General features: G+C 63.3%; 24 protein-coding genes and 1 pseudogene. 22 read left to right on the forward strand and 3 right to left on the reverse strand.

What is annotated here, in order from left to right:
- Nucleotides 1–58: 58 nt before the first annotated feature.
- The 9 genes from rplS to HMPREF0291_RS06785 all read left to right on the forward strand — a co-directional run bounded on the left by rplS (nucleotide 59) and on the right by HMPREF0291_RS06785 (nucleotide 7,426).
- The gene (gene rplS / locus HMPREF0291_RS06745) at nucleotides 59–406 is read left to right on the forward strand and encodes a 50S ribosomal protein L19 (protein WP_005289675.1); all 348 of its coding nucleotides are present in this window, start codon (nucleotides 59–61) and stop codon (nucleotides 404–406) included.
- A 219-nt stretch (nucleotides 407–625) separates the two neighbouring features.
- A complete protein-coding gene (gene lepB / locus HMPREF0291_RS06750) occupies nucleotides 626–1,327 on the forward strand; it encodes a signal peptidase I (protein WP_083770353.1) in 702 nt (233 codons plus the stop codon).
- Nucleotide 1,328: 1 nt separating this feature from the next.
- Entirely contained in the window at nucleotides 1,329–1,976 is a 648-nt protein-coding gene (locus HMPREF0291_RS06755) for a ribonuclease HII (protein WP_005289677.1), read from the forward strand.
- Nucleotides 1,973–2,278, forward strand: a complete 306-nt coding sequence (locus tag HMPREF0291_RS06760; RefSeq protein WP_005289678.1) for a DUF2469 domain-containing protein — start codon at nucleotides 1,973–1,975, stop codon at nucleotides 2,276–2,278. Before HMPREF0291_RS06755 ends, HMPREF0291_RS06760 begins: the two co-directional genes overlap by 4 nt.
- Nucleotides 2,279–2,458: 180 nt before the next feature.
- Complete coding sequence (locus tag HMPREF0291_RS06765) at nucleotides 2,459–2,836, forward strand: YraN family protein (protein ID WP_005289679.1); 378 nt, start codon at nucleotides 2,459–2,461, stop codon at nucleotides 2,834–2,836.
- The gene (locus tag HMPREF0291_RS06770; RefSeq protein ID WP_005289680.1) at nucleotides 2,823–4,355 is read left to right on the forward strand and encodes a YifB family Mg chelatase-like AAA ATPase; all 1,533 of its coding nucleotides are present in this window, start codon (nucleotides 2,823–2,825) and stop codon (nucleotides 4,353–4,355) included. Before HMPREF0291_RS06765 ends, HMPREF0291_RS06770 begins: the two co-directional genes overlap by 14 nt.
- Nucleotides 4,352–5,548 carry a DNA-processing protein DprA gene (locus HMPREF0291_RS06775; protein ID WP_005289681.1) on the forward strand — a complete coding sequence of 399 codons (1,197 nt, stop codon included), beginning with the start codon at nucleotides 4,352–4,354 and terminating at the stop codon, nucleotides 5,546–5,548. Before HMPREF0291_RS06770 ends, HMPREF0291_RS06775 begins: the two co-directional genes overlap by 4 nt.
- Nucleotides 5,549–5,819: 271 nt before the next feature.
- A complete protein-coding gene (locus tag HMPREF0291_RS06780; RefSeq protein WP_040423620.1) occupies nucleotides 5,820–6,446 on the forward strand; it encodes a LysE family translocator in 627 nt (208 codons plus the stop codon).
- 95 nt (nucleotides 6,447–6,541) lie between these two features.
- Nucleotides 6,542–7,426, forward strand: coding sequence for a tyrosine recombinase XerC (locus HMPREF0291_RS06785; RefSeq protein WP_005289683.1), 885 nt, complete (start codon nucleotides 6,542–6,544; stop codon nucleotides 7,424–7,426).
- Here HMPREF0291_RS06785 and HMPREF0291_RS06790 read toward each other — a convergent pair.
- Nucleotides 7,389–7,934, reverse strand: a complete 546-nt coding sequence (locus HMPREF0291_RS06790; RefSeq protein WP_005289684.1) for a M23 family metallopeptidase — start codon at nucleotides 7,932–7,934, stop codon at nucleotides 7,389–7,391. The genes HMPREF0291_RS06785 and HMPREF0291_RS06790 overlap by 38 nt on opposite strands.
- Nucleotides 7,935–8,321: 387 nt before the next feature.
- On the opposite strand from HMPREF0291_RS06790, the gene rpsB reads away from it, so the two are divergent.
- The 4 genes from rpsB to HMPREF0291_RS06810 all read left to right on the forward strand — a co-directional run bounded on the left by rpsB (nucleotide 8,322) and on the right by HMPREF0291_RS06810 (nucleotide 12,131).
- Entirely contained in the window at nucleotides 8,322–9,302 is a 981-nt protein-coding gene (rpsB, locus tag HMPREF0291_RS06795) for a 30S ribosomal protein S2 (protein WP_005289686.1), read from the forward strand.
- 192 nt (nucleotides 9,303–9,494) lie between these two features.
- Nucleotides 9,495–10,313: a translation elongation factor Ts gene (gene tsf / locus HMPREF0291_RS06800; protein ID WP_005289687.1), complete on the forward strand. Its 819-nt coding sequence runs from the start codon at nucleotides 9,495–9,497 to the stop codon at nucleotides 10,311–10,313.
- A gap of 192 nt (nucleotides 10,314–10,505) precedes the next feature.
- Nucleotides 10,506–11,189 (forward strand): UMP kinase, encoded by a 684-nt coding sequence (pyrH, locus tag HMPREF0291_RS06805; protein WP_232210339.1) that lies wholly within the window; start codon nucleotides 10,506–10,508, stop codon nucleotides 11,187–11,189.
- 12 nt (nucleotides 11,190–11,201) lie between these two features.
- The gene (locus HMPREF0291_RS06810) at nucleotides 11,202–12,131 is read left to right on the forward strand and encodes a DMT family transporter (RefSeq protein ID WP_040423622.1); all 930 of its coding nucleotides are present in this window, start codon (nucleotides 11,202–11,204) and stop codon (nucleotides 12,129–12,131) included.
- Here the strand turns inward: HMPREF0291_RS06810 and HMPREF0291_RS06815 are convergent.
- On the reverse strand, nucleotides 12,118–13,218 hold the full coding sequence (locus tag HMPREF0291_RS06815; RefSeq protein WP_005289690.1) for an amidase family protein: 1,101 nt from the start codon (nucleotides 13,216–13,218) through the stop codon (nucleotides 12,118–12,120). The two genes, HMPREF0291_RS06810 and HMPREF0291_RS06815, sit on opposite strands and share 14 nt — an antisense overlap.
- Nucleotides 13,219–13,297: 79 nt before the next feature.
- Here HMPREF0291_RS06815 and frr point away from each other — a divergent pair, with 79 nt between their 5' ends.
- From frr to rlmN, 3 genes are all read left to right on the forward strand, one after another.
- Nucleotides 13,298–13,855, forward strand: a complete 558-nt coding sequence (frr, locus tag HMPREF0291_RS06820; protein WP_005289691.1) for a ribosome recycling factor — start codon at nucleotides 13,298–13,300, stop codon at nucleotides 13,853–13,855.
- 4 nt (nucleotides 13,856–13,859) lie between these two features.
- A complete protein-coding gene (locus tag HMPREF0291_RS06825; RefSeq protein WP_005289692.1) occupies nucleotides 13,860–14,753 on the forward strand; it encodes a phosphatidate cytidylyltransferase in 894 nt (297 codons plus the stop codon).
- A gap of 70 nt (nucleotides 14,754–14,823) precedes the next feature.
- A complete protein-coding gene (gene rlmN, locus HMPREF0291_RS06830) occupies nucleotides 14,824–15,945 on the forward strand; it encodes a dual-specificity RNA methyltransferase RlmN (RefSeq protein ID WP_156774825.1) in 1,122 nt (373 codons plus the stop codon).
- Between the two features lie 93 nt (nucleotides 15,946–16,038).
- On the opposite strand, the gene HMPREF0291_RS06835 is transcribed toward rlmN, so the two are convergent.
- Nucleotides 16,039–16,569: a DUF2631 domain-containing protein gene (locus HMPREF0291_RS06835; RefSeq protein WP_256001600.1), complete on the reverse strand. Its 531-nt coding sequence runs from the start codon at nucleotides 16,567–16,569 to the stop codon at nucleotides 16,039–16,041.
- Between the two features lie 217 nt (nucleotides 16,570–16,786).
- Here HMPREF0291_RS06835 and dxr point away from each other — a divergent pair, with 217 nt between their 5' ends.
- The 6 genes and pseudogenes from dxr (at nucleotide 16,787) to HMPREF0291_RS06865 (ending at nucleotide 23,539) form a co-directional block, all read left to right on the forward strand.
- Nucleotides 16,787–17,935 (forward strand): 1-deoxy-D-xylulose-5-phosphate reductoisomerase, encoded by a 1,149-nt coding sequence (gene dxr, locus HMPREF0291_RS06840; protein WP_005289695.1) that lies wholly within the window; start codon nucleotides 16,787–16,789, stop codon nucleotides 17,933–17,935.
- Nucleotides 17,926–19,128, forward strand: a complete 1,203-nt coding sequence (locus HMPREF0291_RS06845) for a M50 family metallopeptidase (RefSeq protein WP_005289696.1) — start codon at nucleotides 17,926–17,928, stop codon at nucleotides 19,126–19,128. Before dxr ends, HMPREF0291_RS06845 begins: the two co-directional genes overlap by 10 nt.
- A gap of 10 nt (nucleotides 19,129–19,138) precedes the next feature.
- On the forward strand, nucleotides 19,139–20,302 hold the full coding sequence (gene ispG / locus HMPREF0291_RS06850; RefSeq protein WP_005289697.1) for a flavodoxin-dependent (E)-4-hydroxy-3-methylbut-2-enyl-diphosphate synthase: 1,164 nt from the start codon (nucleotides 19,139–19,141) through the stop codon (nucleotides 20,300–20,302).
- Nucleotides 20,303–20,365: 63 nt separating this feature from the next.
- Entirely contained in the window at nucleotides 20,366–22,219 is a 1,854-nt protein-coding gene (locus tag HMPREF0291_RS06855) for a penicillin-binding transpeptidase domain-containing protein (protein WP_005289698.1), read from the forward strand.
- 91 nt (nucleotides 22,220–22,310) lie between these two features.
- Nucleotides 22,311–22,505, forward strand: a pseudogene (locus HMPREF0291_RS12060) (transposase); the annotation flags it as partial.
- Nucleotides 22,454–23,539: an IS3 family transposase gene (locus HMPREF0291_RS06865; RefSeq protein WP_232210340.1), complete on the forward strand. Its 1,086-nt coding sequence runs from the start codon at nucleotides 22,454–22,456 to the stop codon at nucleotides 23,537–23,539. The pseudogene HMPREF0291_RS12060 and the gene HMPREF0291_RS06865, both read left to right, overlap by 52 nt.
- The last annotated feature ends 69 nt before the right edge of the window (nucleotides 23,540–23,608 follow it).

A 23,608-nucleotide genomic window follows, 5' to 3' on the forward strand; every position in this document is an offset into this window, starting at 1 on the left:
CTTGCATAGGGAAGAGCCGCTAGGGTCCTCTGTCCAAATCTGAAAAGGAACATTCGTTATGTCTAACGGCATTATCGACAAGGTCGACGCAGGCCAGCTGCGCGATGACATCCCCGACTTCCGTCCCGGTGACACCCTGGGTGTCCACGTGAAGGTTATTGAGGGCAACGTTACCCGTACCCAGCTCTTCGAGGGCTTCGTGGTCCGCCGCCAGGGTTCTGGTATCCGCGAGACCTTCACTGTCCGCAAGATCTCCTTCGGCATCGGTGTGGAGCGTACCTTCCCGGTTCACTCCCCGAACATCGACCACATCGAGGTTGTCCGCCGCGGCCGTGTCCGCCGCGCGAAGCTGTACTACATGCGCGATTTGCGCGGTAAGGCAGCGCGCATCAAGGAGCGCCGCTAAGCTCCTGCCGTGCGAAACGCCCTCACCTGGTGGTGGGGGCGTTTGGATTTCCTGGTGCTAAGGTGATTGCCCGTGACCCACAACCCTGATCCCCGGTCTTCCCGCCGAACCGCCCCGTGGCCCGAACTTCCGCAGCAGTCCGGTAGTCCTGTGACGGCGCGGTACCAGCCCCGCCCTTCTGGTGAGCCGAAGAAGGCACCGAAGGACGACAAGGCCACGATGCCGTGGTACGTGGAGATCCCCATGGTGGTCGTGCTGACGCTGGGATTGATCTTCCTGCTCCAGACGTTTGTGGGACGCGTTTACCTGATTCCGTCGGCGTCGATGGAACCGACGCTGCACGGCTGTGAGGGCTGCAACGGTGACCGCATCTTCGTAGAGAAGGTCTCCTATTACTTCTCCGACCCGGAGCCGGGCGACATTGTGGTCTTCGAGGGCACTGACTCCTGGAACACCAATTACGTGTCTAACCGCTCGGACAACCCGATTGTGGCTGGGCTGCAGCAGCTCGGTTCGTACGTGGGCTTGGTCGCCCCCGACGAGAACGATTTGGTCAAGCGCATTGTCGCAACCGGTGGCCAGACCGTGTCGTGCCAGGCGGGAGACCCTGCCGTGATGGTTGACGACGAGCCGATTGACCAGTCCTACATTCTTCAGCCCCACGCGAACCCGATCATCGGTGATGAGGCTTCAGAGGCCTGCGGTGGAAGCTTCTTCGGGCCGCTGACAGTGCCGGACGATCATGTCTTCGTCATGGGCGATAACCGCACGAACTCGCTCGACTCCCGCGCCCACATGGGCGACCAGTTCCAGGGAACGATTCCGGAGGAGAACATCCGCGGCAAAGTCTCCTTCATCATTCTGCCGCTGACGCGCATTGGGTCTGTGAACAACCAGGACATTCAGCCGCAGCAGCAGTAGCGTGAGGCGACTCAAGCAGTTGCGCACGTATGAAGTCGCGCTGAGCAAAGCGGGCTTGGGACCTGTCGCAGGTATCGACGAAGCCGGCCGCGGCGCATGCTTCGGCCCTGTCACTATCGCCGCGTGCGTGCTGCCCGACAAGCCCATTCCAGCGCTCGACGGTCTGACGGATTCCAAGAAGCTCACGCCTGCCAAAAGAGCTTCGCTTTACGACGCTATCCTCACCTCCTCGGACGCCCACTGTGTCGTGCATATCCCTGCCGCGGAGGTGGATCGGCGCGGTATCCACAACGCCAACCTTGACGGCGCGCGCCTGGCCGTAGCGGGTCTCGGACTTGCTCCGGGCTTCACGCTTGTCGACGCATTCCGCGTCCCGGGTCTTACCATGCCCCAGTTGCCGATCATCGGCGGGGACTACACCGCCCGCTGCATCGCCGCGGCGAGCGTGCTGGCGAAAGTCAGCCGCGACCGGCTCATCACGAAGATGGCGGAGACTTTCCCTGACTACGGCTTGGAGAGCCATAAGGGCTACGGCACGGCGGCGCACATGGATGCGGTGCGCCGTCACGGTGCGAGCGCGGAGCATCGCTACACTTATGCCAACGTTGCAGCTGCCCACGAGATGTACATGAGGAGCCGGACACAATGAGTGCTGAGGAACTGGACAACTACGAAGCAGAGGTGGAGCTGTCCCTCTACCGCGAGTACCGCGACGTGGTCAGCCAGTTCTCCTACGTGGTCGAGACAGACCGCCGCTTCTACCTGGCCAACGCCGTGGAGCTGATCCCGCACACCGAGGGCAAGGATGTCTACTACGAGGTCCGCATGTCAGACGCGTGGGTCTGGGACATGTACCGTGCGGTCCGTTTCGTCCGCTACGTCCGCGTGATTACCTACAAGGACGTCAACATCGAGGAGCTGGATAAGCCGGAGATGGTCATTCCTGAGTGACCCCTTTTCTAGCTCTGACCGCTAATAGGACCTGTGGATAACGGTGGTTATCCACAGGTTTTGTCGTTCTCGGATGTTTCTCTCCCCCTGACGGAACCGATCGAGGTTCTCCGGTAGTCCAACGAAGTAGATCGTTTCAGCACGACTCTTCACACAGGTTCTGGACAACAGGGGGGACACATGACTGCGGGCATCACGCCGCGCGACCAGTACATGCTGGGAGCACTGGGGGAGACAGAAGTAGCCACCCGCTACGAACAAGCGGGGTACATCATCGTGGCGCGCAACTACCGCTGTCGCGATGGGGAGATAGACATTATCGCCATGGCCACAGACGGCACGACTGTGTTCGTGGAGGTGAAAACGCGCCGGGGCACGTGCTTCGGCGGCGCTGAATCCGTGACCGCACGCAAGCTAGCGCGCATGCGCAAAGCCGCGGTGCACTGGCTCAGAGATAAACCGTTCAGGCAGGTGCGGTTCGACGTTGTCGAAGTGCTTTTCGACGGTCACGACTGCCACACCCGCCTCTACCAAGGAGTCGACGATGGCTCTTGCTAGTACCTACTCCGCCACGGTCGAAGGCGTGACGGCACATTCGGTCACCGTGGAGGCCAACGTCGGTCCCGGCTTGCCGGGGATGCACATTGTCGGCCTCGGGGACAAAGCTGTCGGGGAGTCCCGGGACCGGATCCGCACCGCGGTGGCCAACTCGGGCTTGCCGTGGCCGCGGACGAAGATCATGGTCTCGCTCTCACCGGCCAACTTGCCGAAAGCCGGCTCACAATTCGATCTCCCTATCGCGCTGGCCGTTTTGGCCAGCATGGATCCGGTTATCGAGCGTCGCCTCAAGGGCTGCCTGGTAGTCGGCGAACTGGGGTTGAGTGGCCAGCTCAGGCGTGTCGACGGCATTTTGCAGATCATCCTCGATGCCCTCCACAGCGTCCCGCTCCGAACCATCGAGCACATCGTCATTCCCGCCGGTAACGCTCAAGAAGCGGCATTGGTTGGCCACCCCAGTGTGCGGATTGCGCAGAGTCTCACCGAAGCGTGGCAATGGCTCGCGGGGGAGCGGGAACTGCCCGGCTTGGAGAAGGTCGACCACGTCGTGCGTTCGGTCCCGGTTGCCGATTTCCGGGATGTCGTCGGGCAAGAGCAAGAGCGCCGCGCTTTCGAGATCGCTGCCGCCGGGGCGCACCACATTCTCATGATCGGCGCACCGGGTTCGGGCAAATCCATGCTGGCCGAGCGGTTGCCGTCCATCCTGCCCGAGCTTTCGTCACAGCAAGTCGTCGAGGCCACCGCGATTCATTCCATTTCCGGGGAGTCGAGTGGTGAGGTGATAGGGCAAGCTCCCTTTGTGGCGCCGCATCCGTCGTTAAGCAAGGCGGCGCTGATTGGTGGTGGTTCCGGGATTCCGCGACCGGGTGCCGTGAGCCACGCGCATCATGGCGTGCTGTTTCTCGACGAAGTCAGCGAGATCCCTGCCGACACCCTCGACGGGCTGCGCGTGCCGCTGGAAAAGGGGGAAGTTCGGCTTACCCGGGCGCGCCGGGAGGTGGTGTACCCGGCGAACTTTCAGCTGGTCATGGCGGCGAATCCATGCCGTTGCGGGGTGGACGTGCCGGAGAAGTGCACCTGCCGGCCGATGGAACGCGTTAACTATCTGCGCAATGTGTCGGGCCCGCTGCGTGATCGCGTCGATATCTCGCTCAGGACGTCTTCGGTCGGGGCGGTGGTGGGCAGGGCCGACAACGAACCGTCGGAAGCGATCGCGCAGCGAGTGCTGGCGGCGCGTGACCGGGCCAAGCACCGGTGGGAGAAAGCAGGCGTGCGCGCGGCAACCAATTCGCGCGTTGCGGGGGCGACATTGCGGCGGCACTTTCCGGCGGATGACGCCGGCATGGCGGTGATTGAGGGTGCCTTGGCGAATGGCGACATCACGCAGCGGGGAGTCGACCGGATCCTGCGTCTGTCGTGGACCATCGCCGATCTCGCGGGCGCGGAGCGGCCGAGCCTGGAGCACGTTTTCGATGCGCTGGAACTGCGCGCATCCAAGGAGAGGGGAGTACTGGTATGAGTGCATCGAAACTTGAGTCGTGGGCTTATCTGAACCGAGTCGTGGAGGGGCCCAACCGGCACCTGCTGGCGCACTTGAACGCCGGGCGTGATGCCGACGAGATCGCTCATGGGATCCGCACCCGCGCGAGTTGGCTGGGGGAGCTGGGTCCTGCGACAGAATCGCGCTACACCTGGGACCGCCCCGCCGAGGACCTGGAGGAGGCCGCGCAGCACGGATACTCGTTGATCACCCCGGAGCATCCGGAGTGGCCCGCCGATGAGATCGCAGCGTCATTCGGCAGCGCGTTGAGCAAGCAGGAGCGAGGGTTGGGACCGGCTGCCGACGAAGAGCCCCTCCCGCCTGAGGGGTACCCACCGCACTCATTGTGGGCGCGGGGCAATACGAACCTGGCGCAGTTATTCGCGCAGTCGGTGGGGATCGTCGGCACGCGAGCGGCGAGCGCCTACGGCCACCATGCAACCGCCGACTTGTGTACCGGTCTTGCGCGGCATAGGTACACGATCGTGTCCGGCGGGGCGCTGGGCATTGACACCGTCGCCCACGAGACCGCGTTGAACAACCAGGCGTTGACCGTTGTTGTGGCCGCGTGCGGGCCGGGGCAGATCTACCCGAAGCGCAACGGCAAGCTCTTCGACCGGATCGCGGCCGAGGGCGGGGCCATTGTCACCGAGTACCCGCCTGGAATGACTCCGGACCGGCACCGATTCCTGACTCGAAACCGGCTCGTGGCGGCGCTGACCCAAGGGTCGATCGTCGTCGAGGCTGCGTTCCGGTCGGGCGCGTTAAACACGCTGAAATGGGTGAAGACGTACAACCGCGTTCCCCTCGCAGTGCCGGGGCCAATCCTGGGGCCGGGCTCGCTGGGAACGAATCTGGCCATCAGAAACGACAGGGCTGACATGGTGCTCAGTGCCGACGATGCGCACCAGCAGCTCGGTGCGATCGGCTCCACTGATGCCGATGGACAGTTGGAGATCGACTTCGAGGCAGACGCGATCCAGAAGCTCTCCCGCAACGAGCTGCGCGTCTACGACTCGCTGCCAGTGGCCGGAGCGGGCGGAATCGACGCCGAGGCCGTTGCCCAGGCGAGCGGGTTCACAATCGCCCTCGCAGTTCACTTGCTTATGGACCTGCACAAGAAAGGGCTCGTGGTCAGGAAAGGGAAGATGTGGGAAAGGAGTGAGAGCTAGACGGCAGCGCGGCACTTTCGCGTGTGAAGCGCCGCGCTGGCTGCTGCATTTTCGTGCCGTCCACGCGTCAAGTAACACCTGCAACAGCAGTAACAGCTGAACTGGGTGTTTGTAGAGGCGATTTCAACGGCACGAAAATGCGAAAAATATTATGGGTTTCCATTGTTAGCCGAGCTGGGGTGCAGCGCAGGACCGGATGTTGGGCTGGCGATGATTTACCGGGTCTGAAACTTTTGGCTGCCGGGCAGCGTCGTTCTGGCATAATTCCGGTGTGCTTTCACTTGCTGCACTATTCGGATTCGGTCTCGCGGTGGCGCCGCTCGTGGTCACGCCGGGTGCGAGCTTCACTTTGGTCAGTGCCCGCGGTCTGGCAGGGGATCGTCGCGGAGCTCGGGCGGTCATTGCGGGCACTGCCCTGGGAATTCTCACGCACGGTCTCTTTGCTGGTGTCGGGCTCGCAGCGGTGGTGATGCGTTCCGCTGAGGCTTATCAAATACTGCGCCTAGTCGGCGCGGTGTACCTCGTAGCGCTTGGCTCGCTCTTGGTAGTCCGAGCTGCTCGCGGGCAAGGATCCAGCACGGCCGTTGTTCGTCCTCCAGCAAAAAACGCAGCGAAAGAAATTGGGCGTGCGTACCTCGCTAATGTGCTGAACGTAAAAGCGGCTACCGTGTATCTCACGTTGGCTCCGCAGTTTGTGCCCGTCCAATCTGTCGGGGTGGGATCGATGGTCACTCTCGCCTTCGTGCATGTCTTAGTGATGGCCGCGTGGTTAGGGCTCTGGTCGACTGGTTTGGTGGCCATGTCAGCTCGATTCAACATCGCCACATGGAAAAGGCGGATTGATCTGGCCGGCGGGGCGGTCCTGGTCTTCTTGGGTGTTCGCTCAGCAAGGCCGTGAACCTGAATCGGGGCATGCGCGGATGTTCCGGAAAGCGGAATCGGCAGTCTTATACTTCCACTGAAGATGAGAAGTAGAGTTCCGGAGGTTGGGCGATGGCGCAGTTAGAAGAGGCTATCGATGACTTCGCTGATCACGCGCTGCTGGTCAAAGGCCGCTCCGAGGCGACAGTCAAGGGCTACCGCAGCGACCTGCGCACCTTGGCCGAGGTTGCTCCGACCTTCGACGATTTCACCCTCATCGCCCTGCGCGGGTGGCTCGCCGACGCGATGCGGCAGGGCCTTGCGCGCTCCACAATGGCGCGGCGTACCGCCGCAGCGCGAAGCTTTTCGACGTGGGCGTACGAGCGCGGCTACCTCGACTCCGATGTCGCAGCGCGGCTGGTGACTCCCCAGATCAACCGTCACCTGCCTGATGTGGTGACTTCATCGCGTGCGGGCGAGCTCGTCGAGGCGGAAATCAATCCTGACTCCGACGGACCAGAAGCCGCACGTGACCGGGCCATGCTCGAGCTGATGTACGCGACAGGCATGCGTGTCGCGGAGCTGACGGGGCTGGATGTTGATGATGTCGATACCAAGCAGGGGCTCGCCCGCGTCACCGGAAAAGGCAACAAACAGCGGGTTGTGCCGTTTGGGGAGCGTGCCACGGCAGCCATCGAGGAATGGAAGACCCGCCGCACGGAACTCGTGAGTGACAAGAGCGGACACGCGCTGTTTCTCGGCTCCCGTGGCGGGCGGATTGATCAGCGGCAAGTCCGGCGCGTGGTGGAGCGCGCTGCGCAGCGCACCGGTGACACCGATCTGAGCCCCCACGCCCTGCGCCACAGTGCGGCAACGCACATGCTCGAAGGCGGGGCGGACCTGCGTGTGGTGCAGGAGTTGCTGGGGCACTCGTCGCTGCAGACGACGCAGATCTACACGCACGTTTCCGCGCAGCGGCTCAAGAACGTGTACGACCAGGCGCACCCGCGGGCGTGACACGCTGACCGGTGACGGGTTTGAGCCGGATCGGCGGGGCGTCGAGCAAGCTCAGCGGGTTGATATAGGAGTCTTTGCCGGTGCGCGCACCCCAATGGAGGCCCGCATGGTCTGCCATGGGGTGGGCCATTCTTCCGATCGGTTGGCCTTCGTGGACATGGTCGCCTACCTTCACGGTGGCGTGGACAGGCTGATAGGTGGTGCGGATTCCGTCGGGGTGGTCGATGGAGACCGTCGGTACGCCGACGACAAGACCGGTGAAAGCGACCACTCCCTCTCCGGCAGCGAGGATGTCTTGGCCGGTGCGGGCAGCTAGGTCGACGCCGCGGTGGCCGGGCAGCCAGTTCTTCTCGGGTATGTCGGCGCTGCGGGTGACGCCAGTGGCGTGCGGGGTACCTGTTGTCGGGTCGACATAGGCGGCGGCCGGGGTGGCAGCGGCGATGCCCGTCACAAGCGTCATGAGCATCACAAGCGCGGCTAACGGGGGTGAAGCGGTGCGGGTGTTCATGGGGTTCAGTGTGGCGGGGATGGTGGGAGGATGCGTCGCTAAGCGAAATGCCCTGTGGAAAACCCGGAGTTGTCCACAACCCCGATTCGTCCGCGTGCCGTGAATTGGCGCATACGCTGGAACGATGTAGACTCCACTACTAGCAGTGTGCCCTACGGGGTGTGCTGACTACGCGCGATGAAAATGCCTGGTAAGACCCTTGCGTCAAGGGCCTTGCGCAACACAGGTGCTATTACCCGCAACGGTCCCACGAACATGAGCACACGGGCGGTTCCCTGCCCGGTGAAAATTTTTGAGGGCGTGGGTGTGGCTCGTCGCTAGGGTGCGGGCAAAACCCGCACAACAGACAAGTAACCGAACACGATTCACTCCCAAGGAGACATTCCCATGGCAGTCGTAACCATGCGTGAACTCCTCGACGCCGGTGTGCACTTCGGCCACCAGACGCGTCGTTGGAACCCGAAGATGCGTCGTTTCATCTTCACCGACCGCAACGGCATCTACATCATCGACCTGCAGCAGACGCTGACCTACATCGACGAGGCATACGAGTTTGTCAAGGAGACCGTCGCACACGGCGGCACCATCCTCTTCGTCGGCACCAAGAAGCAGGCTCAGGAGCCTGTCCAGGAAGAAGCTGACCGCGTGGGCATGCCGTACGTCAACCACCGCTGGCTCGGTGGCATGCTGACCAACTTCCAGACCGTGTCCAAGCGCCTCGCCCGCATGAAGGAGCTGCAGGCCATGGACGCTGCCGAGGACGGTTACGCTGGCCGCGGCAAGAAGGAAATCCTCATGCTCAACCGCGAGCGCACCAAGCTCGAGCGCGTGCTGGGCGGCATTTCCGACATGACCAAGACCCCGTCCGCACTGTGGATCGTGGACACCAACAAGGAGCACATCGCTGTCGCCGAGGCAGAGAAGCTGCGCATCCCTGTTGTCGCCATCCTGGACACCAACTGCGACCCGGACACCGTCGACTACCCGATCCCGGGCAACGACGACGCGATCCGCTCCGTCAAGCTGCTCACCCACATCGTGGGCGAGGCTGTTGTTGCTGGTAAGCAGCAGCGCGAGGAGCGCCAGCTGGCAAAGGCTCGCGAGGCTGCTGGTGACGCTCCGGCAGCTGGCACCACCCAGGACGCCGGCATCGCCGAGGTTCAGGCTGAGGCTCCGGCAAACGCTTCTGGCGAGAACGTTGCTGAGGCTGTCGCAGACGTGGAGGCCACCGAGACCGGTGCGCCGCAGGGCACTCCGGCAACCCCGGCCGCTCAGGAGGCAGACGCTGCTTCCGCTCCGGCGCAGGAGGCTGCAGCTGAGGCTGTGGAGAACGTCGACAACCCGAACAACGACGTCGACCCGGTCTAAAACACGTGACATCGCGAATGTGACCCCCGCGCCCGCAGTGCGCCCTGTGAGCATAAAACGCCACGAAGGGTGCGGGACGCGGGGGTTTGTCGTGGTGTAAGACAGCTCCGGCAAACTCCGCGCGAGTCCACTACGCTGTCTAACGAACTACATAAAGAACGAAGATCCAATAACGAGGAGGCTCGCCCCACTATGGCGAACTACACCGCTGCAGACGTGAAGAAGCTGCGCGAAACCACCGGTTCCGGCATGCTCGACTGCAAGAAGGCCCTGGAAGAGGCCGGCGGAGACTTTGACAAGGCCGTTGAGATCCTGCGCGTCAAGGGCGCAAAGGACGTGGGCAAGCGCGCTGAGCGCAACGCCCTGGAGGGCTTGGTCGCCGTCTCCGGCAATACCATCGTTGAGATCAACTCTGAGACCGACTTCGTTGCCAAGAACGAGGAGTTCAAGCAGACCGCCGACCAGATTGCCCAGGCCGCGGCCGCTGTGAAGGCGAACACCCCGGAGGAGCTGGCCAACGCTGACGTCAACGGTCAGCCGGCTACCGAGGTGCTGCAGAACCTGTCCGCGAAGATCGGCGAGAAGCTGGAGCTGCGCCGCGCCGCCACCATCGAGGGCGACAACGTGGAGGTCTACCTGCACCAGAAGGCTGCCGACCTGCCGCCGGCAGTGGGCGTGCTCGTCGCCTACACCGGTGACAGCGCTGAGGCTGCTCACCAGGTTGCTCTGCAGATCGCCGCTATGAAGGCCCGCTACCTGGACAAGGACTCCGTCCCGGCTGATGTCGTGGAGAAGGAGCGCGCGGTCCAGGAGGAGATCACCCGCAACGAGGGCAAGCCGGAAGCTGCCATCGAGAAGATCGTCGAAGGCCGCTTGGGTGGCTTCTTCAAGGATGTTGCTTTGCTCGAGCAGCCGTCCCTGGCTGACTCCAAGAAGACTGTCCGTCAGTTCGCTGAGGAGTCCGGCATCACTGTGACTGACTTCATCCGTTTCGAGGTTGGCCAGCAGTAAGCTCACGCTTTCCGCGGACCCCGGTATCGTCGCTTGTCGACGGCACCGGGGTCTTGCTTTTGCAGCCTCCAGTGCGAGTAGACTGGGTCGGCGGAATAGCCCGCCCCCTGTCGAACCCCGTCGAAGGAGCTTTCGGTGACCGACCCGATCAACGAAGATCACGTCCAGTCTCGCCGCGGATACAACCGCGTCATGCTCAAGCTGGGAGGTGAGATGTTCGGCGGCGGCAAGGTCGGCATCGACCCGGATGTGGTGGAGAACGTGGCCCGCCAGATCGCCGATATTGCTCAGAGCGGCACCGAGGTGGCGGTGGTCATCGGTGGCGGTAACTTCTTCCGCGGTGCGGAATTGCAGCAGCGCGGCATGGACCGCGCCCGCTCCGACTACATGGGCATGCTGGGCACGGTGATGAACTGCTTGGCGCTGCAGGACTTCTTGCAGCAGCTGGGCGTGGACTGCCGTGTGCAGACAGCCATTAACATGGCGCAGATCGCGGAGCCGTACCTGCCGCTGCGCGCATCCCGCCACCTGGAGAAGGGTCGCGTGGTCATCTTCGGCGCTGGCATGGGTATGCCGTACTTCTCCACCGACACGACTGCTGCTCAGCGCGCCCTCGAGATCGGGTGTGAGGTACTCCTCATGGCTAAGGCTGTCGACGGCGTGTACTCCGACGACCCGCGCACCAACCCGGACGCGGAACTCTACACCGAGATCACCCCGCGCGAGGCGATCGAGAAGGGTCTCAAGGTCGCCGACGCCACCGCGTTCAGCCTGTGCATGGACAACAACATGCCCATCTTGGTGTTCAACCTCCTCAAAGAGGGCAATATTGCGCGTGCTGTCGCCGGTGAGCGCATCGGCACCCTCGTCCAGTAGGCGGCCCGGTAATTGCTAGTTGGAGCCGCCCTCGGTGTCGGGTCAGTTGTTCCTGCCCAGACTGCGGTGAACGCCCGGCTGCGTAGCAGCATCGGCGCACCGATCCCGGCATCGCTCATTTCCTTCTTCGTCGCGCTGTGCTGCGCCGCGGCGGTAGCCCTGGCCATTTCCGGGCCGAACGTCGATTTTGCGGCGGCTGCCGCGCAGCCGTGGTGGGTGTGGATCGGCGGCGCTATGGGCGTGGTTTTCCTCACCGGCAGCGTGGTTTTGTTCCCCATGCTGGGCGCGGTGGAAACGATCATCATCCCGATCCTGGGGCAAGTGATCATGGCCCTGGTCATCGACCACTTCGGGCTGTATAACTCTCCCCAGAACGAGGCGACGTTCTGGCGCGTGCTCGGGGCGTTCGTCGTGGTGGCTGGCATTGTGACTGTTCATGTCCTGGGCACTCCCGGTTCGCAGCCGGGGCTCGGGGAGGGACGCGCTGACGCCGGTGCCGCCTGGGGATGGCGCGCCTTCGGAGTGCTCATGGGCATGTGCTCGGCTACGCAGACCGCCGTCAACGGCCACCTGGGCACTGTGCTGGGCAGTTCATTGCAGGCCGGCACGATCAGCTTGTTCGTCGGTGTTGTCCTGCTGCTTTTGCTCAGCATGCTCGAACCGACCTCCCGCAAAGCCCTGCTCACCGGGATTGAGCCCGGGCCGTGGTGGATGTGGCTCGGGGGTGTCTTCGGCGCGATCTTCGTCGTGGGCATGGCCACGCTCGCACCCATCTTGGGCACCGGAACGACGGTCATTGCTCAGCTGGCCGGCGCGATTATTTGCGGCCAGGTCATTGAGGCGCTCGGGTTGTTCGGCTCGGCCCGCACGCGCATCAACGGTGCGCGTATCGGGGGGCTTGTCCTCGTCTTCGCCGGCGTGGCGATGGTCAGACTCCTCTAGCCGCCTTCCATTCCTGCCACACGTCTTCGACTTCTGCGGCGAGCGCGAGCACCTCGCTGTCGCTGGCAGTAATACCGCCGATGTGGATGGGCCCGACAGCAATCGCCGGCCCGCCAGTGAGGTTGAAAAGAGAGCACCACGGCGACCACGCAGTCTGCGCGGCGAAGCTCTCCGCTGGGCTCATCGCGGAAAAGTGACCCACCGGCGGGGGATCTGTAGCGACGGTCGGGGTGAGCAGCACATCCACACCCCACTCACGCTGCAATGCCTGCGACAATCCGGCAATATGGCGCTGACCCTCCGCGAGCTGCGCGGCAGTCACGGCGATACCTTGCTCCTTCAACCAGGAAATGTAGGCACTGTCCAGCGGGTCCACCTTCACGAACGCCTGCTGGATACGGCGGGTGAAGTGCGTAAACGTCTCTGCGGCCGCCTGATACGGGTGGAGCTTAACGACGTCGCAGCTGCCCCCGAGCACCTCCGCCGCCTGCTCAACGACTGCTATTCGGTCGGGGCTGACCACCGATTCAGTGGAGAAGAGGGGAGTGGTGAGGAGGCCGACGCGCAGGCGTCGATAAGCATTGGGCGCGTTGTGCAAGAACTGCTGGTCCGCGACTGTCGCTGTGATGAAGCCGTCGGTGGACACGGTCTTGCTGGTACCCGCGGGCTTGAAACCGACAACCTCGCATGCGGCGGCCGGAACGCGCAAAGAGCCGCCCGCGTCGCTGCCGTGCGCCGCGCGGTGCAGGCCCTCGGCGACGACGACAGCAGCCCCGGTGGATGACCCGCCTGGAGTCGCGCCCGGATAGGCAGGTGAAGTGAGCACAGGAACGTCGGGACGCTCGGCATAGATCGTGGCGCCAAGCTCGGAGGTGGCTGTCTTGCCGTTGATCGTCGCGCCCTCGCGCTGGAGAGCAGCTAAAAAGGGGCTGGTGGTCCCCGCAACGTATGTGCGCTGCGGGTTTCCGCCGGTGGTGGGCATGCCTGCGACATCGGACAGATCTTTAGCAGGGATGACCCAGCCGCTCAAGCGGCCCGTAGTTACGGGCTGCGGATCCGGGGCAAGATACGCGAAGGCGGGGTGCATAGTGTTCTACAGTCTATGACGGTAGCTGGCACTGCTAAGTTGGTAGAGAACACAATCAGGATCAGTGAAGGATGAACCCATGATCGATGACGTATTGCTCGACGCTGAAGAGCGCATGACCAACTCCGTGGAGCACACCCGCGGCGAGCTGGTGACCATCCGCACGGGCCGCGCGAACCCGGCGATGTTCAACAGCGTCATGGCGGAGTTCTACGGCGCACCCACGCCGATCAACCAGATGGCCACCATCTCCGTGCCGGAGCCGCGCATGCTGCTGATCAAGCCGTACGACCCGTCCACCATGGGTGAGATTGAAAACGCCATCCGTAACTCTGACCTGGGTGTCAACCCGACGGACGACGGCCAGGTCATCCGTGTGACCATCCCGCAGCTGACGGAGGAGCGTCGCCGTGACCTGGTCAAGCAGGCTAAGGGCAAGGGCGAAGACGGCAAGATTGCAATCCGCAACGTCCGCCGCTCCGGCATGGATGCGCTGAAGAAGATCCAGAAGGACGGCGACGCCGGCGAGGACGAAGTCTCCGCTGCGGAGAAAGAGCTGGACAAGACCACTGCCAAGTACGTCGACATGATCGACGACCTGGTGAACAAGAAGGAAGCAGAACTGCTCGAGGTATAAGCCTGTGACAGACAGCGAGGCACCAGCAGCCGGCCATTCACGCCGGGTGCATTTGCCGAAGCCGAAGAACTCCGCAGGCCGTAACCTCCCCGCCGCCATCGCGACGGGTCTCGCGCTGATCGCCCTCGTGCTGGTGGCCACATGGGTGGGTCCCGTGATGTGGTACCCCGTGGTGTGTCTCGCCATGGCGTTGGCCATGTGGGAGGTGCTCACGCGCCTGCGCGAGCACGGTTTCGGGGTGTACAGGTTCACCATCATCGTGCTCGGTTTGAGCATGGTCGTGTCCACCTGGCCGTTCGGGTACCCGGGCCTGCTGGCCACGTTCACGGTCAGTGCGCTGGCCATCATGTTCTCCCGTCTGTTCTTCCACGGGAGGAACACTCCGCCGCAGAACTACGTCCGCGATACTGCGGTGAGCATTTTCGTGCTCGTGTGGATCGGGCTGTTTGGCTCCTTCGCCGCGATGATTTCCCGGCTGGAGTCAGGGGATGTCACCGGTAGCCATTTCATCCTCACATTCATCGCGTGTGTGGTGGCGAACGACGTGGGTGGCTACGTCGCTGGAGTTCTGTTCGGCTCCCATCCCATGGCACCGGCCGTCAGCCCCAAGAAGTCCTGGGAAGGCTTTGCGGGTTCAGTGCTGTTTGGCGCGGTGACAGGCGTGTTGACTGGCATGTTCATGCTGGCGAGCCCGTGGTGGACGGGACTCATCTTTGGCGTGGGGACCGTGCTCTGCGCCACCATGGGCGACCTGGTGGAAAGCCAGTTCAAGCGTGAGCTGGGCATCAAGGACATGTCGGGGCTTTTGCCCGGCCATGGCGGCATGATGGACCGCGTCGATGGCATTCTGCCGGCCGCCGCTGCGACGTGGCTGCTGATGAGTGTCGTGGTGATCTAACGGCCGTCTCACCCGTGCCTCTGGTTGCTATTCGCTAACTGCGCTATCCCGTGCCACAATGGGGCACGTCATGAGTGATTTTCCAAAGATCCAGTTGCTGTCGCCCAAGCGCGGCATGCCGCCGAAGCACTTCGCCGACCTGAGCGAGGAAGAGCGGATTGAAGCGCTCGGTGAACTCGGCCTGCCTAAGTTCCGCGCCGATCAGATCGCGCGCCACTACTACGGCCGCTTCGAGGCGGACCCGTCCACGATGACGGATTTGCCCGCCGCGCAGCGCGAGCTGGTCAAGGATTCCCTGTTCCCGCGTCTGCTCACCCCGGTGCGCAAGGTGGAGACCGACAACGGCGACACCACCAAGACGCTGTGGCGCTTGCACGACGGCATTCTTCTGGAGTCCGTCTTGATGCGCTATCCGGGCCGCGCCACCCTGTGCATCTCGTCGCAGGCAGGGTGCGGCATGGCGTGCCCGTTCTGCGCGACCGGCCAGGGCGGCCTCGACCGCAATCTGTCCACTGCGGAGATCGTCGACCAGGTCCGTGAAGCCGCCGCGATGATGGAGGCCGAAGGCTCCCGCCTGACCAACGTCGTGTTCATGGGCATGGGCGAGCCGCTGGCCAACTACAACCGCGTCGTGTCCGCGGTGCGCCAGATTGTCAGCCCGGCCCCGCACGGTTTCGGCATCTCCCAGCGCAACGTGACGGTGTCCACGGTCGGTCTCGCCCCGGCGATCCGCAAGCTTGCCGACGAAGGCCTTTCCGTCACTCTCGCTGTGTCCCTCCACACGCCCGACGATGAACTGCGCGACGAACTCGTCCCGATGAACAACCGCTTCACCGTTCAGGACGTGCTGGATGCCGCCCGCTACTACGCGGACCAGACCGGGCGCCGTGTGTCGATTGAGTACGCGCTCATCCGCGACATCAACGACCATGACTTCCGCGCGGACATGCTGGGCCAGAAGCTTCACGACGCGCTCGGCCCCCTCGTCCACGTCAACCTCATCCCGCTCAACCCGACCCCAGGGTCGAAGTGGGATGCCTCCCCGCGTGAGCGCCAGGACGAGTTTGTTCGCCGCGTCATTGCCCAAGGCGTCACCTGCACGGTCCGCGATACCAAGGGTCAAGAGATCGCAGCTGCTTGTGGCCAGCTAGCTGCCGATGAAAAGCAGGCGGGGGAGAAGGCCGGCGCTTAGTCCCACCGGGTCTCACCCCCACGTTTCCTAGCGCTATAACAACAAAACCCCGCTGAAGCGGGGTTTTTGCGTTGCGGCCGAAGGCTACGGGGACTACTTGTCCTCGACGTGCAGGGTTTCGCGGCGGTTCGGGATCTCCGGTGCGGCAATGACCTCGTCGAAGGCCGCGCCAGAGTGAGTGGAGTGGCCTGCGCCCACGGCGGTGCGCTGGCCGGCCGGAGCCTGCTGGCGAACCGTTGCCGGGTCGATATTCAGAGCGCGCAGCTGGCTGTCCGTCAGCTCCGCGTAGGGGCCAGTCAGCGTCTTCTGCATGTAAGTCCAGTTCGGCTCGACGTGGCCGACCGGCTTGTTGTGGGATGTGACCGTGCGGGCGGTGGACAGCTCCGGGCGGATGGCGAAGAGGATCAGGCCCAGCGCGATGAGCACAGCAAGGGAGATGAGCCAGATCGTTTCGACGTGGCCTTGGTGGTTACCGAAGTTGTAGGCGATGAGGAACGCCACAGAGATCCAGCCGGCAATCTGGATGGTGGCCGGCTTCAGCTCGCTCCAGCCGAACTTGGCAGAGGGGACATCAGCCTCGGAAACACCGTTGTAGACCTGGGGTGCGTCATCCTTAGCGCTCACAGCAAACTCCTTGCACGGAAATAGCACGGTAAATAGAAGTACGTTCCTATTATATTGGCACATCGCACCCGGTTGGGACGATTGGTCCCCCCGAATGATTGCGATCTTCAGCACGATCGGCCCGACCCGTTAACCGTTAGTTTGACCCCGCCTAGAAAGACCAGCGAAATGACCAGGGCAGCGGGGTAGAACGGTCGGCGTGTGTGAGAATGGTCGGGTGCGAAAGGTACTCATTCTCGGCTCGACAGGATCGATCGGCACCCAGGCGTTGGACGTCATCGGAGACAATCCGGAGGATTTCGAGGTAGCGGGCATCGCGGCAGCGGGATCGGATCCGCAGGCGATCATTGCTCAAGCCCGGCAGTTCGGCCTGTCGGCCGAACAAGTAGCCGTGTCCAAGCCTGAGGCTGCGCAGGTCATCTCGGTGGCGCTGGGCGGCGAGGTTCTCACCTCCGCCGAGGAGCTGGTGACCAATACGAGCGCGGACGTCGTCCTGAACGCTCTCGTGGGCTCCCTCGGGCTTGCTGCCACGCTGGCGACGCTGGATACTGGGGCGATTCTGGCGCTAGCCAATAAGGAGTCCCTCGTCGCTGGCGGTGACCTCGTCCTGGAACGCGCGAAGAAAGGCCAGCTCGTGCCCGTCGATTCGGAGCACTCCGCGATGGCCCAGTGCCTCCGGGCAGGCCGCACGGAGGAAGTGTCCCGCTACGTCCTCACGGCCTCCGGTGGCCCTTTCCGCGGTTGGACGCGCGAGCAGATGTGGGATGTCACCCCGGAGCAGGCGGCCGCGCACCCGACATGGTCGATGGGGCAGATGAACACGCTCAACTCCGCAACGATGGTGAACAAGGGCTTGGAGCTGATTGAGGCGACGTTGCTGTTCGGCATCAGCCCCGACATCATCGACGTCACCGTTCACCCGCAGTCCATCGTCCACTCCATGGTCACGTTCTGCGACGGTGCCACCATCGCCCAGGCCTCCCCGCCGTCGATGAAGATGCCGATCGCCCATGCGCTGGCCTGGCCGGGCCGCGTGCCTAAGGCGCAGCACAGCCTCGACTTCACCCAGGCGATGGACTGGCGTTTTGAGCCCCTGGACGAAGACACTTTTCCCGCCGTCAAGCTCGCCCGCGAGGTCTCCCGCCTGCGCGGGACGTACCCCGCCGTCTATAACGCTGCCAATGAGGAAGCTGCGGCCGCGTTCCTTGCCGGCCGGATCCGCTTCCCCCAGATCGTCGACGTGGTGAGCGAGGTGCTCGACTCCGCGTCCGATTTCGCGGTTCAGGCGGGGTCGTTCGGGGAGATAGTGGACGTCGAAAAGCAAGCGCGAGTGCACGCGAATGAGCTGGTGGACGCATGCTCCTAGGCGTCGTTGTATTCGCGCTGTGCATTGCGCTGTCGATTGCGCTGCACGAGGCCGGGCACATGCTCACCGCGAAGGCATTCGGCATGCGCGTGCGCCGCTACTTCATCGGTTTCGGCCCGACGCTGGTGTCGAAGAAGGTGGGGGAGACCGAGTACGGTCTCGCCGCGCTGCCGTTCGGAGGGTTCTGCGACATCGCCGGGATGACGGCGATGGATCCGCTCACGCCGGAGGAAGAACCGTACGCGATGTATCGCAAACCGTGGTGGCAGCGGGTGGCGGTGATGAGCGGCGGCATCATCATGAACCTGTTCCTCGGGTTCCTCGTGCTCTACATCGTCGCAGTGACAGCCGGTATCCCCAACCCGTACGCGGACCGCACGCCGACGGTGGGGGAGGTCAGCTGCACCTCCGACCAGGTAGATGCGGAAACGCTCGCTGACTGCACTGGCCCCGGCCCTGCTGGTGCCGCCGGCATCGAGCCGGGCGACAGGCTTCTTGCTGTCGATGGACAGGCGCTGGAAAGCTTCGTCGATCTGCGCGACTACGTGCTCGAGCGCCCGGGTGAGACCATTGAACTCACGGTAGGGCGCGGTGAGAGCGAGGTGCTTATTCGCGTCCTCCTCGCCACTGTCCAACGCCTGGACCCTGAAGGTCAGCCCTACACGGCGGGTGCAATCGGTCTCACCAGCGCGCCGGTGGAGGACGCAATGAAGCAGTTCGGGCCGGTCGAGGCTTTCCCCGCTGCGGTGAACCTGTCGGGGGAGATGCTCCAAGCTTCTGTTGAAGGCCTAATTGCGTTCCCGGCGAAGATCCCAGGCGTAGTCACCGCGATCTTCGGCGGCGAGCGTGACGTGGAGGGCCCGATCAGCGTCGTTGGTGCGTCGCGCACCGGTGGAGAGCTGGTGGAGCGGTCCATGTGGGACGTGTTCTTCATGTTGCTGGTGTCGCTGAACTTCTTCCTCGCCCTGTTCAACTTGGTGCCGCTGCCGCCGCTGGACGGAGGTCACATTGCCGTCGTCCTGTTCGAGCAGGTGCGGGACGTCTTCCGCCGCCTTCGCGGCCTGCCTCCGGGTGGGCCGGTGAACTACGAGAAACTCATGCCGTTGACCTATTTCATGGCGGCGTTGCTGCTCGGCGTGGGTGCGTTGGTCATGGTGGCGGACGTGGTTAATCCTGTCCGGCTCTTCGGCTAGGCTGTAGACCATGAATCAACCCATCGGTTTGGGCATGCCCGAAGGCCCGCCTCCGACCCTCGCTCCGCGCCGTAAGACCCGCCAGCTCTTCGTCGGCGGTGTCGGTGTCGGTTCGGAGCACCCCATCACCGTGCAGTCGATGACCACCACGAAGACGCACGACATCAACGCCACGCTGCAGCAGATCGCGCAGCTGACCGCGTCCGGTTGCGACATTGTCCGTGTGGCCTGCCCGAAGACGGTGGACGCTGAAGCGCTGCCGGCCATCGCCCAGAAATCCCCGATCCCGGTCATCGCCGACATTCACTTCCAGCCGAAGTACATCTTCGCTGCGATTGAGGCAGGGTGTGCCGCCGTGCGCGTCAACCCCGGCAACATCAAAGAGTTCGACGGCCGCGTTAAAGAGGTGGCGCAGGCAGCCGGTGACGCTGGCATCCCGATCCGCATTGGTGTCAACGGTGGTTCCCTGGACCAGCGCCTGCTGCAGAAGTACGGCAAGGCCACCCCGGAAGCGCTCGTGGAGTCCGCCTTGTGGGAGGCGAGCCTGTTTGAGGAGCACGGGTTCGGCGACATTGCCATCTCGGTGAAGCACTCCGACCCGGTGCTCATGGTGGAGGCTTACCGTCAACTGGCTGAGCAGTGTGATTACCCGCTGCACCTCGGCGTGACGGAGGCTGGCCCGGCTTTCATGGGCACGATCAAGTCCTCCGTGGCCTTCGGTGCGCTGCTTGCCGAGGGCATTGGTGACACCATCCGTGTCTCCCTGTCCGCTGACCCGGTCGAGGAGATCAAGGTCGGCGACCAGATCCTCCAGTCGCTCAACCTGCGCCCCCGCAAGCTGGAGATCGTGTCCTGCCCGTCTTGTGGCCGCGCCCAGGTGGATGTTTACTCACTTGCCGAGGAGGTCACCGCCGGCCTCGAGGGCATGGAGTACCCGCTGCGCGTCGCCGTCATGGGCTGCGTTGTCAACGGTCCCGGTGAGGCACGCGACGCCGACCTCGGTGTGGCATCCGGTAACGGCAAGGGCCAGATCTTTGTCAAGGGCGAGGTGGTAGAGACCGTGCCCGAGTCCAAGATTGTGGAAACCCTCATCGCTCACGCAGAGCGCATCGCCGAAGAGGAAGGCCTTGAGGAGATCGAGGGCGCCAAGGCTGAGGTCAAGGTCACCAGGTAGACCTTCACCCCGCTCAGAGTGGCAGCGCTGGAAAGCTTTCCGGCGCTGCTATTTTTGAACCCCATGGAATCCAGGCTGACAGTGCGTGTTGCGGGGATCCTCGCTGTGCTCGCACTCGCCTTCGGGGTGGTGGCCTGCACACCGAAACCGAACCCCGCTCAGCCGGTGGCCAACGACTTCCTCGAAGCATTGCAGGAGCTCGATTACGACGCGATGTCGGAGCTTGTCGACGACCCCGACACCGCCATCCCCTCTATCCAAGCCACCGTCGGTGGCCTGCAAATGGAGGGTGTCACCGCCACGTTGAACCACGTGAACCAGCAAGAGAACATCGCCACGGCGAACTACACCTTCGACTGGCATCTTCCGCGCGGCCGCAACGTGTCCTATGACGCGTCGATGACCTTGACCCAGTCCAACGATGATTGGACGATCCGCTGGCAGCCCTCGATCCTCCACCCGCGGCTCGGCGCCAGCCACCACTTGGAGCTGCGTACCGTACCCGCTGATCAAGCAAATGTGGTCTCCTCCGATGGTGTGGCGCTGCTCAGCCCCGGCATTGCCTACCGTCTGCTTGTGGACACCGAGGCAGTGCGCAACCACGCCGAGGTCGCCTCCGCCGTCTCCTCTGCGCTGGAGAAGGCCCATGCCGAGGACCCGTCTGTGCCCACCCGGGACGCAGGTGAGCTGCAGAGTTCATTCGTGTCCGTCACCGGTGTCTACTCCGTGGCGATGATTCCGGCTGGCACGCACAAGATCGTCCAAGACGCCGTCAAGGGCACCCCGGGTGTGCGGCTCAACGAAGAAGCCTCAATGGTCAACAACGACCCATCTTTTGCTCCCGACATCATGGCCCGCGTTGGCGAAGTCGTCCGCGATGACCTTGAAGGCGACTCCGGGTGGAAGGTCTCCGTTGTCAACGACAACGGTAATGAGATGGAGGATGTGGAGTTTCATGAGGCGCGGCCGTCGCCGTCGATAAGCATCAGCTTGTCGCATGAAGTGCAGACGGCGGCGGAGAAAGCGCTCGAGCCGATCAACGGGCAGAAGGCGATGATCGTGGCCATTCGCCCGTCGACCGGGGAAATTCTCGCTGTGGCGCAGACGAAAGCCGCCGATGAAGACGGCAACCTGGCCATGATGGGGCAGTACCCGCCGGGCTCGACGTTCAAGATCATCACCTCCTTCGCCGGAATGGAGAAGCAGGGGCTCACGCCGGAGTCGGTCGTGCCGTGTCCGGGATCGATGGATATCTACGGGCGCGTGGTGAACAACTACGCCGGATTCGGCCTGGGCAACGTGCCGATGGACACTGCGTTTGCGCGTTCGTGCAACACCACTTTCGCCGATATTTCCACGAAGCTCGAGTCGGGGGAGCTGCAGAGCGTGGGTAAGCAGTTCGGTCTGGGGATCGACTACGAGATTCCGGGGTTGGAATCCATGACTGGTTCCATCCCCGTCGGCGAGGAACCGCTCGACCGCACGGAAGCCGGGTACGGCCAGGGCCTCGACCTTGCCAGCCCCTTTGGAATGGCGCTTGTTTCCGCCACCGCAGCGCGCGGGGAGACGCCGATGCCGTACCTGATCAAGGGGGAGGAGACCAAGGCCAGCGAGACGGCCGCGAAGCCGAACCCTCAGGCTATCGACGGTCTGCGCTCCATGATGCAGTCCGTGACCGGGCCGGGTGGTACCGCAGGCGGCATGGGTGCTGGCGGTGACATCCGCGGAAAGACCGGTGAGGCCGAGATCAATGAAGGATCCCACTCCTGGTTCACCGGATACCGTGACGACGACATCGCCTTTGCCACCCTCATCGTTCTCGGGGGCGGGTCCGAGGCGGCGGTCGCAGTTACCGACGCGATGTTCCGCAACATTGATGAGCCGGGGCCGGAGGCGGGAGCGCCGAAGCCCGAGTAACTGCAGGGGCGGGCGCGGGTCTCGCCGGTTGTACATTTTCAGTGAAGTGTCCTGGGTTTAGTTCCGATCGTTTCTAGAGGAGGATTGGATCATGCCTAGGAAGTTCAGTGACGAGTTCAAGGACAAGGCGGTGCGGTTAGCCGAGGAGCTCGTTGAGCTTGAGGGGTGTTCGAAGTGGGCGGCGGCGGAGGAGATCGGCGAGAAGCTCGGCGTCTCGGCGCACACGCTCAACAACTGGTTGAAACCTGTCAAAGCGTCCCCCGACGTTCAGCGGAGCACTGGCGAGTCGGTCGACGACGAACTGAAGCGTCTGCGGCAGGAGAACAAAGAGCTGCGCAGGTCAAACGAGATCTTAAAGACCGCTTCAGCTTTTTTCGCAGCGGAACTCGACCGTCCCACCAGAAGATGATCGAATACATCGATGCGTATCGCGGTCGCTTCGGGGTCGAGGCCATCTGTCGCACATTGAAAGAGACAGAGTGTGGGTTTATCACCTCTCGTGGCTACCGAGCAGCGAAAACACGAGCCCCGTCGGCCAGGAGCTTGTCAGATGCGCTGCTTATCCCCGAATTGGTGAAAGTCTTCGAGGACAACTTCAGCGTGTACGGGGTACGCAAGATGTGGAAGGCCATGCAGCGCGCCGGCTGGGACATCGGTCGTGATCAGACGGCACGGTTGATGAAACTCGCCGGCATCCAAGGCCGCAGAAGGGGCCGCACTCCGATCACAACGCTTCGGGCTGATGTCCCGGATTGTCGTCCTGATCTGGTCAATCGTGACTTCACCGCGTCAGCGCCGCACCGGCTGTGGGTCGCTGACATCACCTACGTGCGTACCCTGTCGGGGTTTGCGTACACCGCGTTCATCACCGATGCGTACTCCCGCAAGATTGTCGGGGTTGCCACCAGGGCGAGCATGCGCACCGATGAGCTGCCTTTGGAGGCTTTTGAGCACGCTGTTTATCACGCAGGTGATCTCCGTGCTGAAGGACTTGTCCACCACAGCGATCGCGGCTCGCAGTACGTGTCCATTCGTTACAGTGAGGCACTTGCTCAAGCTGGGATCGATCCGTCCGTTGGCACCGTCGGCGATTCCTACGACAACGCGTTGGCGGAAACGGTCAACGGTCTCTACAAGACCGAGCTGATCTATCCCCACCGGCCGTGGGCGTCGGTTGGGGAAGTCGAGATCGCGACCCTTCGCTGGGTGTACTGGTGGAACAACCACCGCCTGCACGAGTCATTGGGATACATCACCCCACAAGAGATGGAAGACGCCTACTATCAACAATCACACGCCCACCCGTTGGGCGTTCAATAAGCGGAACGAAAACCAGGACGCTTCACAGTATCGCCTTTCGGATCTTTTCCGGCCGGTTCTGGGCCAGTT

It is taken from the genome of Corynebacterium genitalium ATCC 33030 (genome assembly GCF_000143825.1).
In the GTDB taxonomy this organism is placed as follows: Bacteria; Actinomycetota; Actinomycetes; order Mycobacteriales; family Mycobacteriaceae; genus Corynebacterium; species Corynebacterium genitalium.

What these genes read in the sequence shown, in the direction of transcription:
- rplS (WP_005289675.1), top strand. Translation starts at nt 59, where the DNA reads ATGTCTAACGGCATTATCGACAAGGTCGACGCAGGCCAGCTGCGCGAT.
- lepB (WP_083770353.1), top strand. Translation starts at nt 626, where the DNA reads ATGCCGTGGTACGTGGAGATCCCCATGGTGGTCGTGCTGACGCTGGGA.
- HMPREF0291_RS06760 (WP_005289678.1), top strand. Translation starts at nt 1,973, where the DNA reads ATGAGTGCTGAGGAACTGGACAACTACGAAGCAGAGGTGGAGCTGTCC.
- HMPREF0291_RS06765 (WP_005289679.1), top strand. Translation starts at nt 2,459, where the DNA reads ATGACTGCGGGCATCACGCCGCGCGACCAGTACATGCTGGGAGCACTG.
- HMPREF0291_RS06770 (WP_005289680.1), top strand. Translation starts at nt 2,823, where the DNA reads ATGGCTCTTGCTAGTACCTACTCCGCCACGGTCGAAGGCGTGACGGCA.
- HMPREF0291_RS06775 (WP_005289681.1), top strand. Translation starts at nt 4,352, where the DNA reads ATGAGTGCATCGAAACTTGAGTCGTGGGCTTATCTGAACCGAGTCGTG.
- HMPREF0291_RS06785 (WP_005289683.1), top strand. Translation starts at nt 6,542, where the DNA reads ATGGCGCAGTTAGAAGAGGCTATCGATGACTTCGCTGATCACGCGCTG.
- HMPREF0291_RS06790 (WP_005289684.1), bottom strand. Translation starts at nt 7,934, where the DNA reads ATGAACACCCGCACCGCTTCACCCCCGTTAGCCGCGCTTGTGATGCTC.
- rpsB (WP_005289686.1), top strand. Translation starts at nt 8,322, where the DNA reads ATGGCAGTCGTAACCATGCGTGAACTCCTCGACGCCGGTGTGCACTTC.
- tsf (WP_005289687.1), top strand. Translation starts at nt 9,495, where the DNA reads ATGGCGAACTACACCGCTGCAGACGTGAAGAAGCTGCGCGAAACCACC.
- pyrH (WP_232210339.1), top strand. Translation starts at nt 10,506, where the DNA reads ATGCTCAAGCTGGGAGGTGAGATGTTCGGCGGCGGCAAGGTCGGCATC.
- HMPREF0291_RS06815 (WP_005289690.1), bottom strand. Translation starts at nt 13,218, where the DNA reads ATGCACCCCGCCTTCGCGTATCTTGCCCCGGATCCGCAGCCCGTAACT.
- frr (WP_005289691.1), top strand. Translation starts at nt 13,298, where the DNA reads ATGATCGATGACGTATTGCTCGACGCTGAAGAGCGCATGACCAACTCC.
- rlmN (WP_156774825.1), top strand. Translation starts at nt 14,824, where the DNA reads ATGAGTGATTTTCCAAAGATCCAGTTGCTGTCGCCCAAGCGCGGCATG.
- HMPREF0291_RS06845 (WP_005289696.1), top strand. Translation starts at nt 17,926, where the DNA reads ATGCTCCTAGGCGTCGTTGTATTCGCGCTGTGCATTGCGCTGTCGATT.
- ispG (WP_005289697.1), top strand. Translation starts at nt 19,139, where the DNA reads ATGAATCAACCCATCGGTTTGGGCATGCCCGAAGGCCCGCCTCCGACC.
- HMPREF0291_RS06855 (WP_005289698.1), top strand. Translation starts at nt 20,366, where the DNA reads ATGGAATCCAGGCTGACAGTGCGTGTTGCGGGGATCCTCGCTGTGCTC.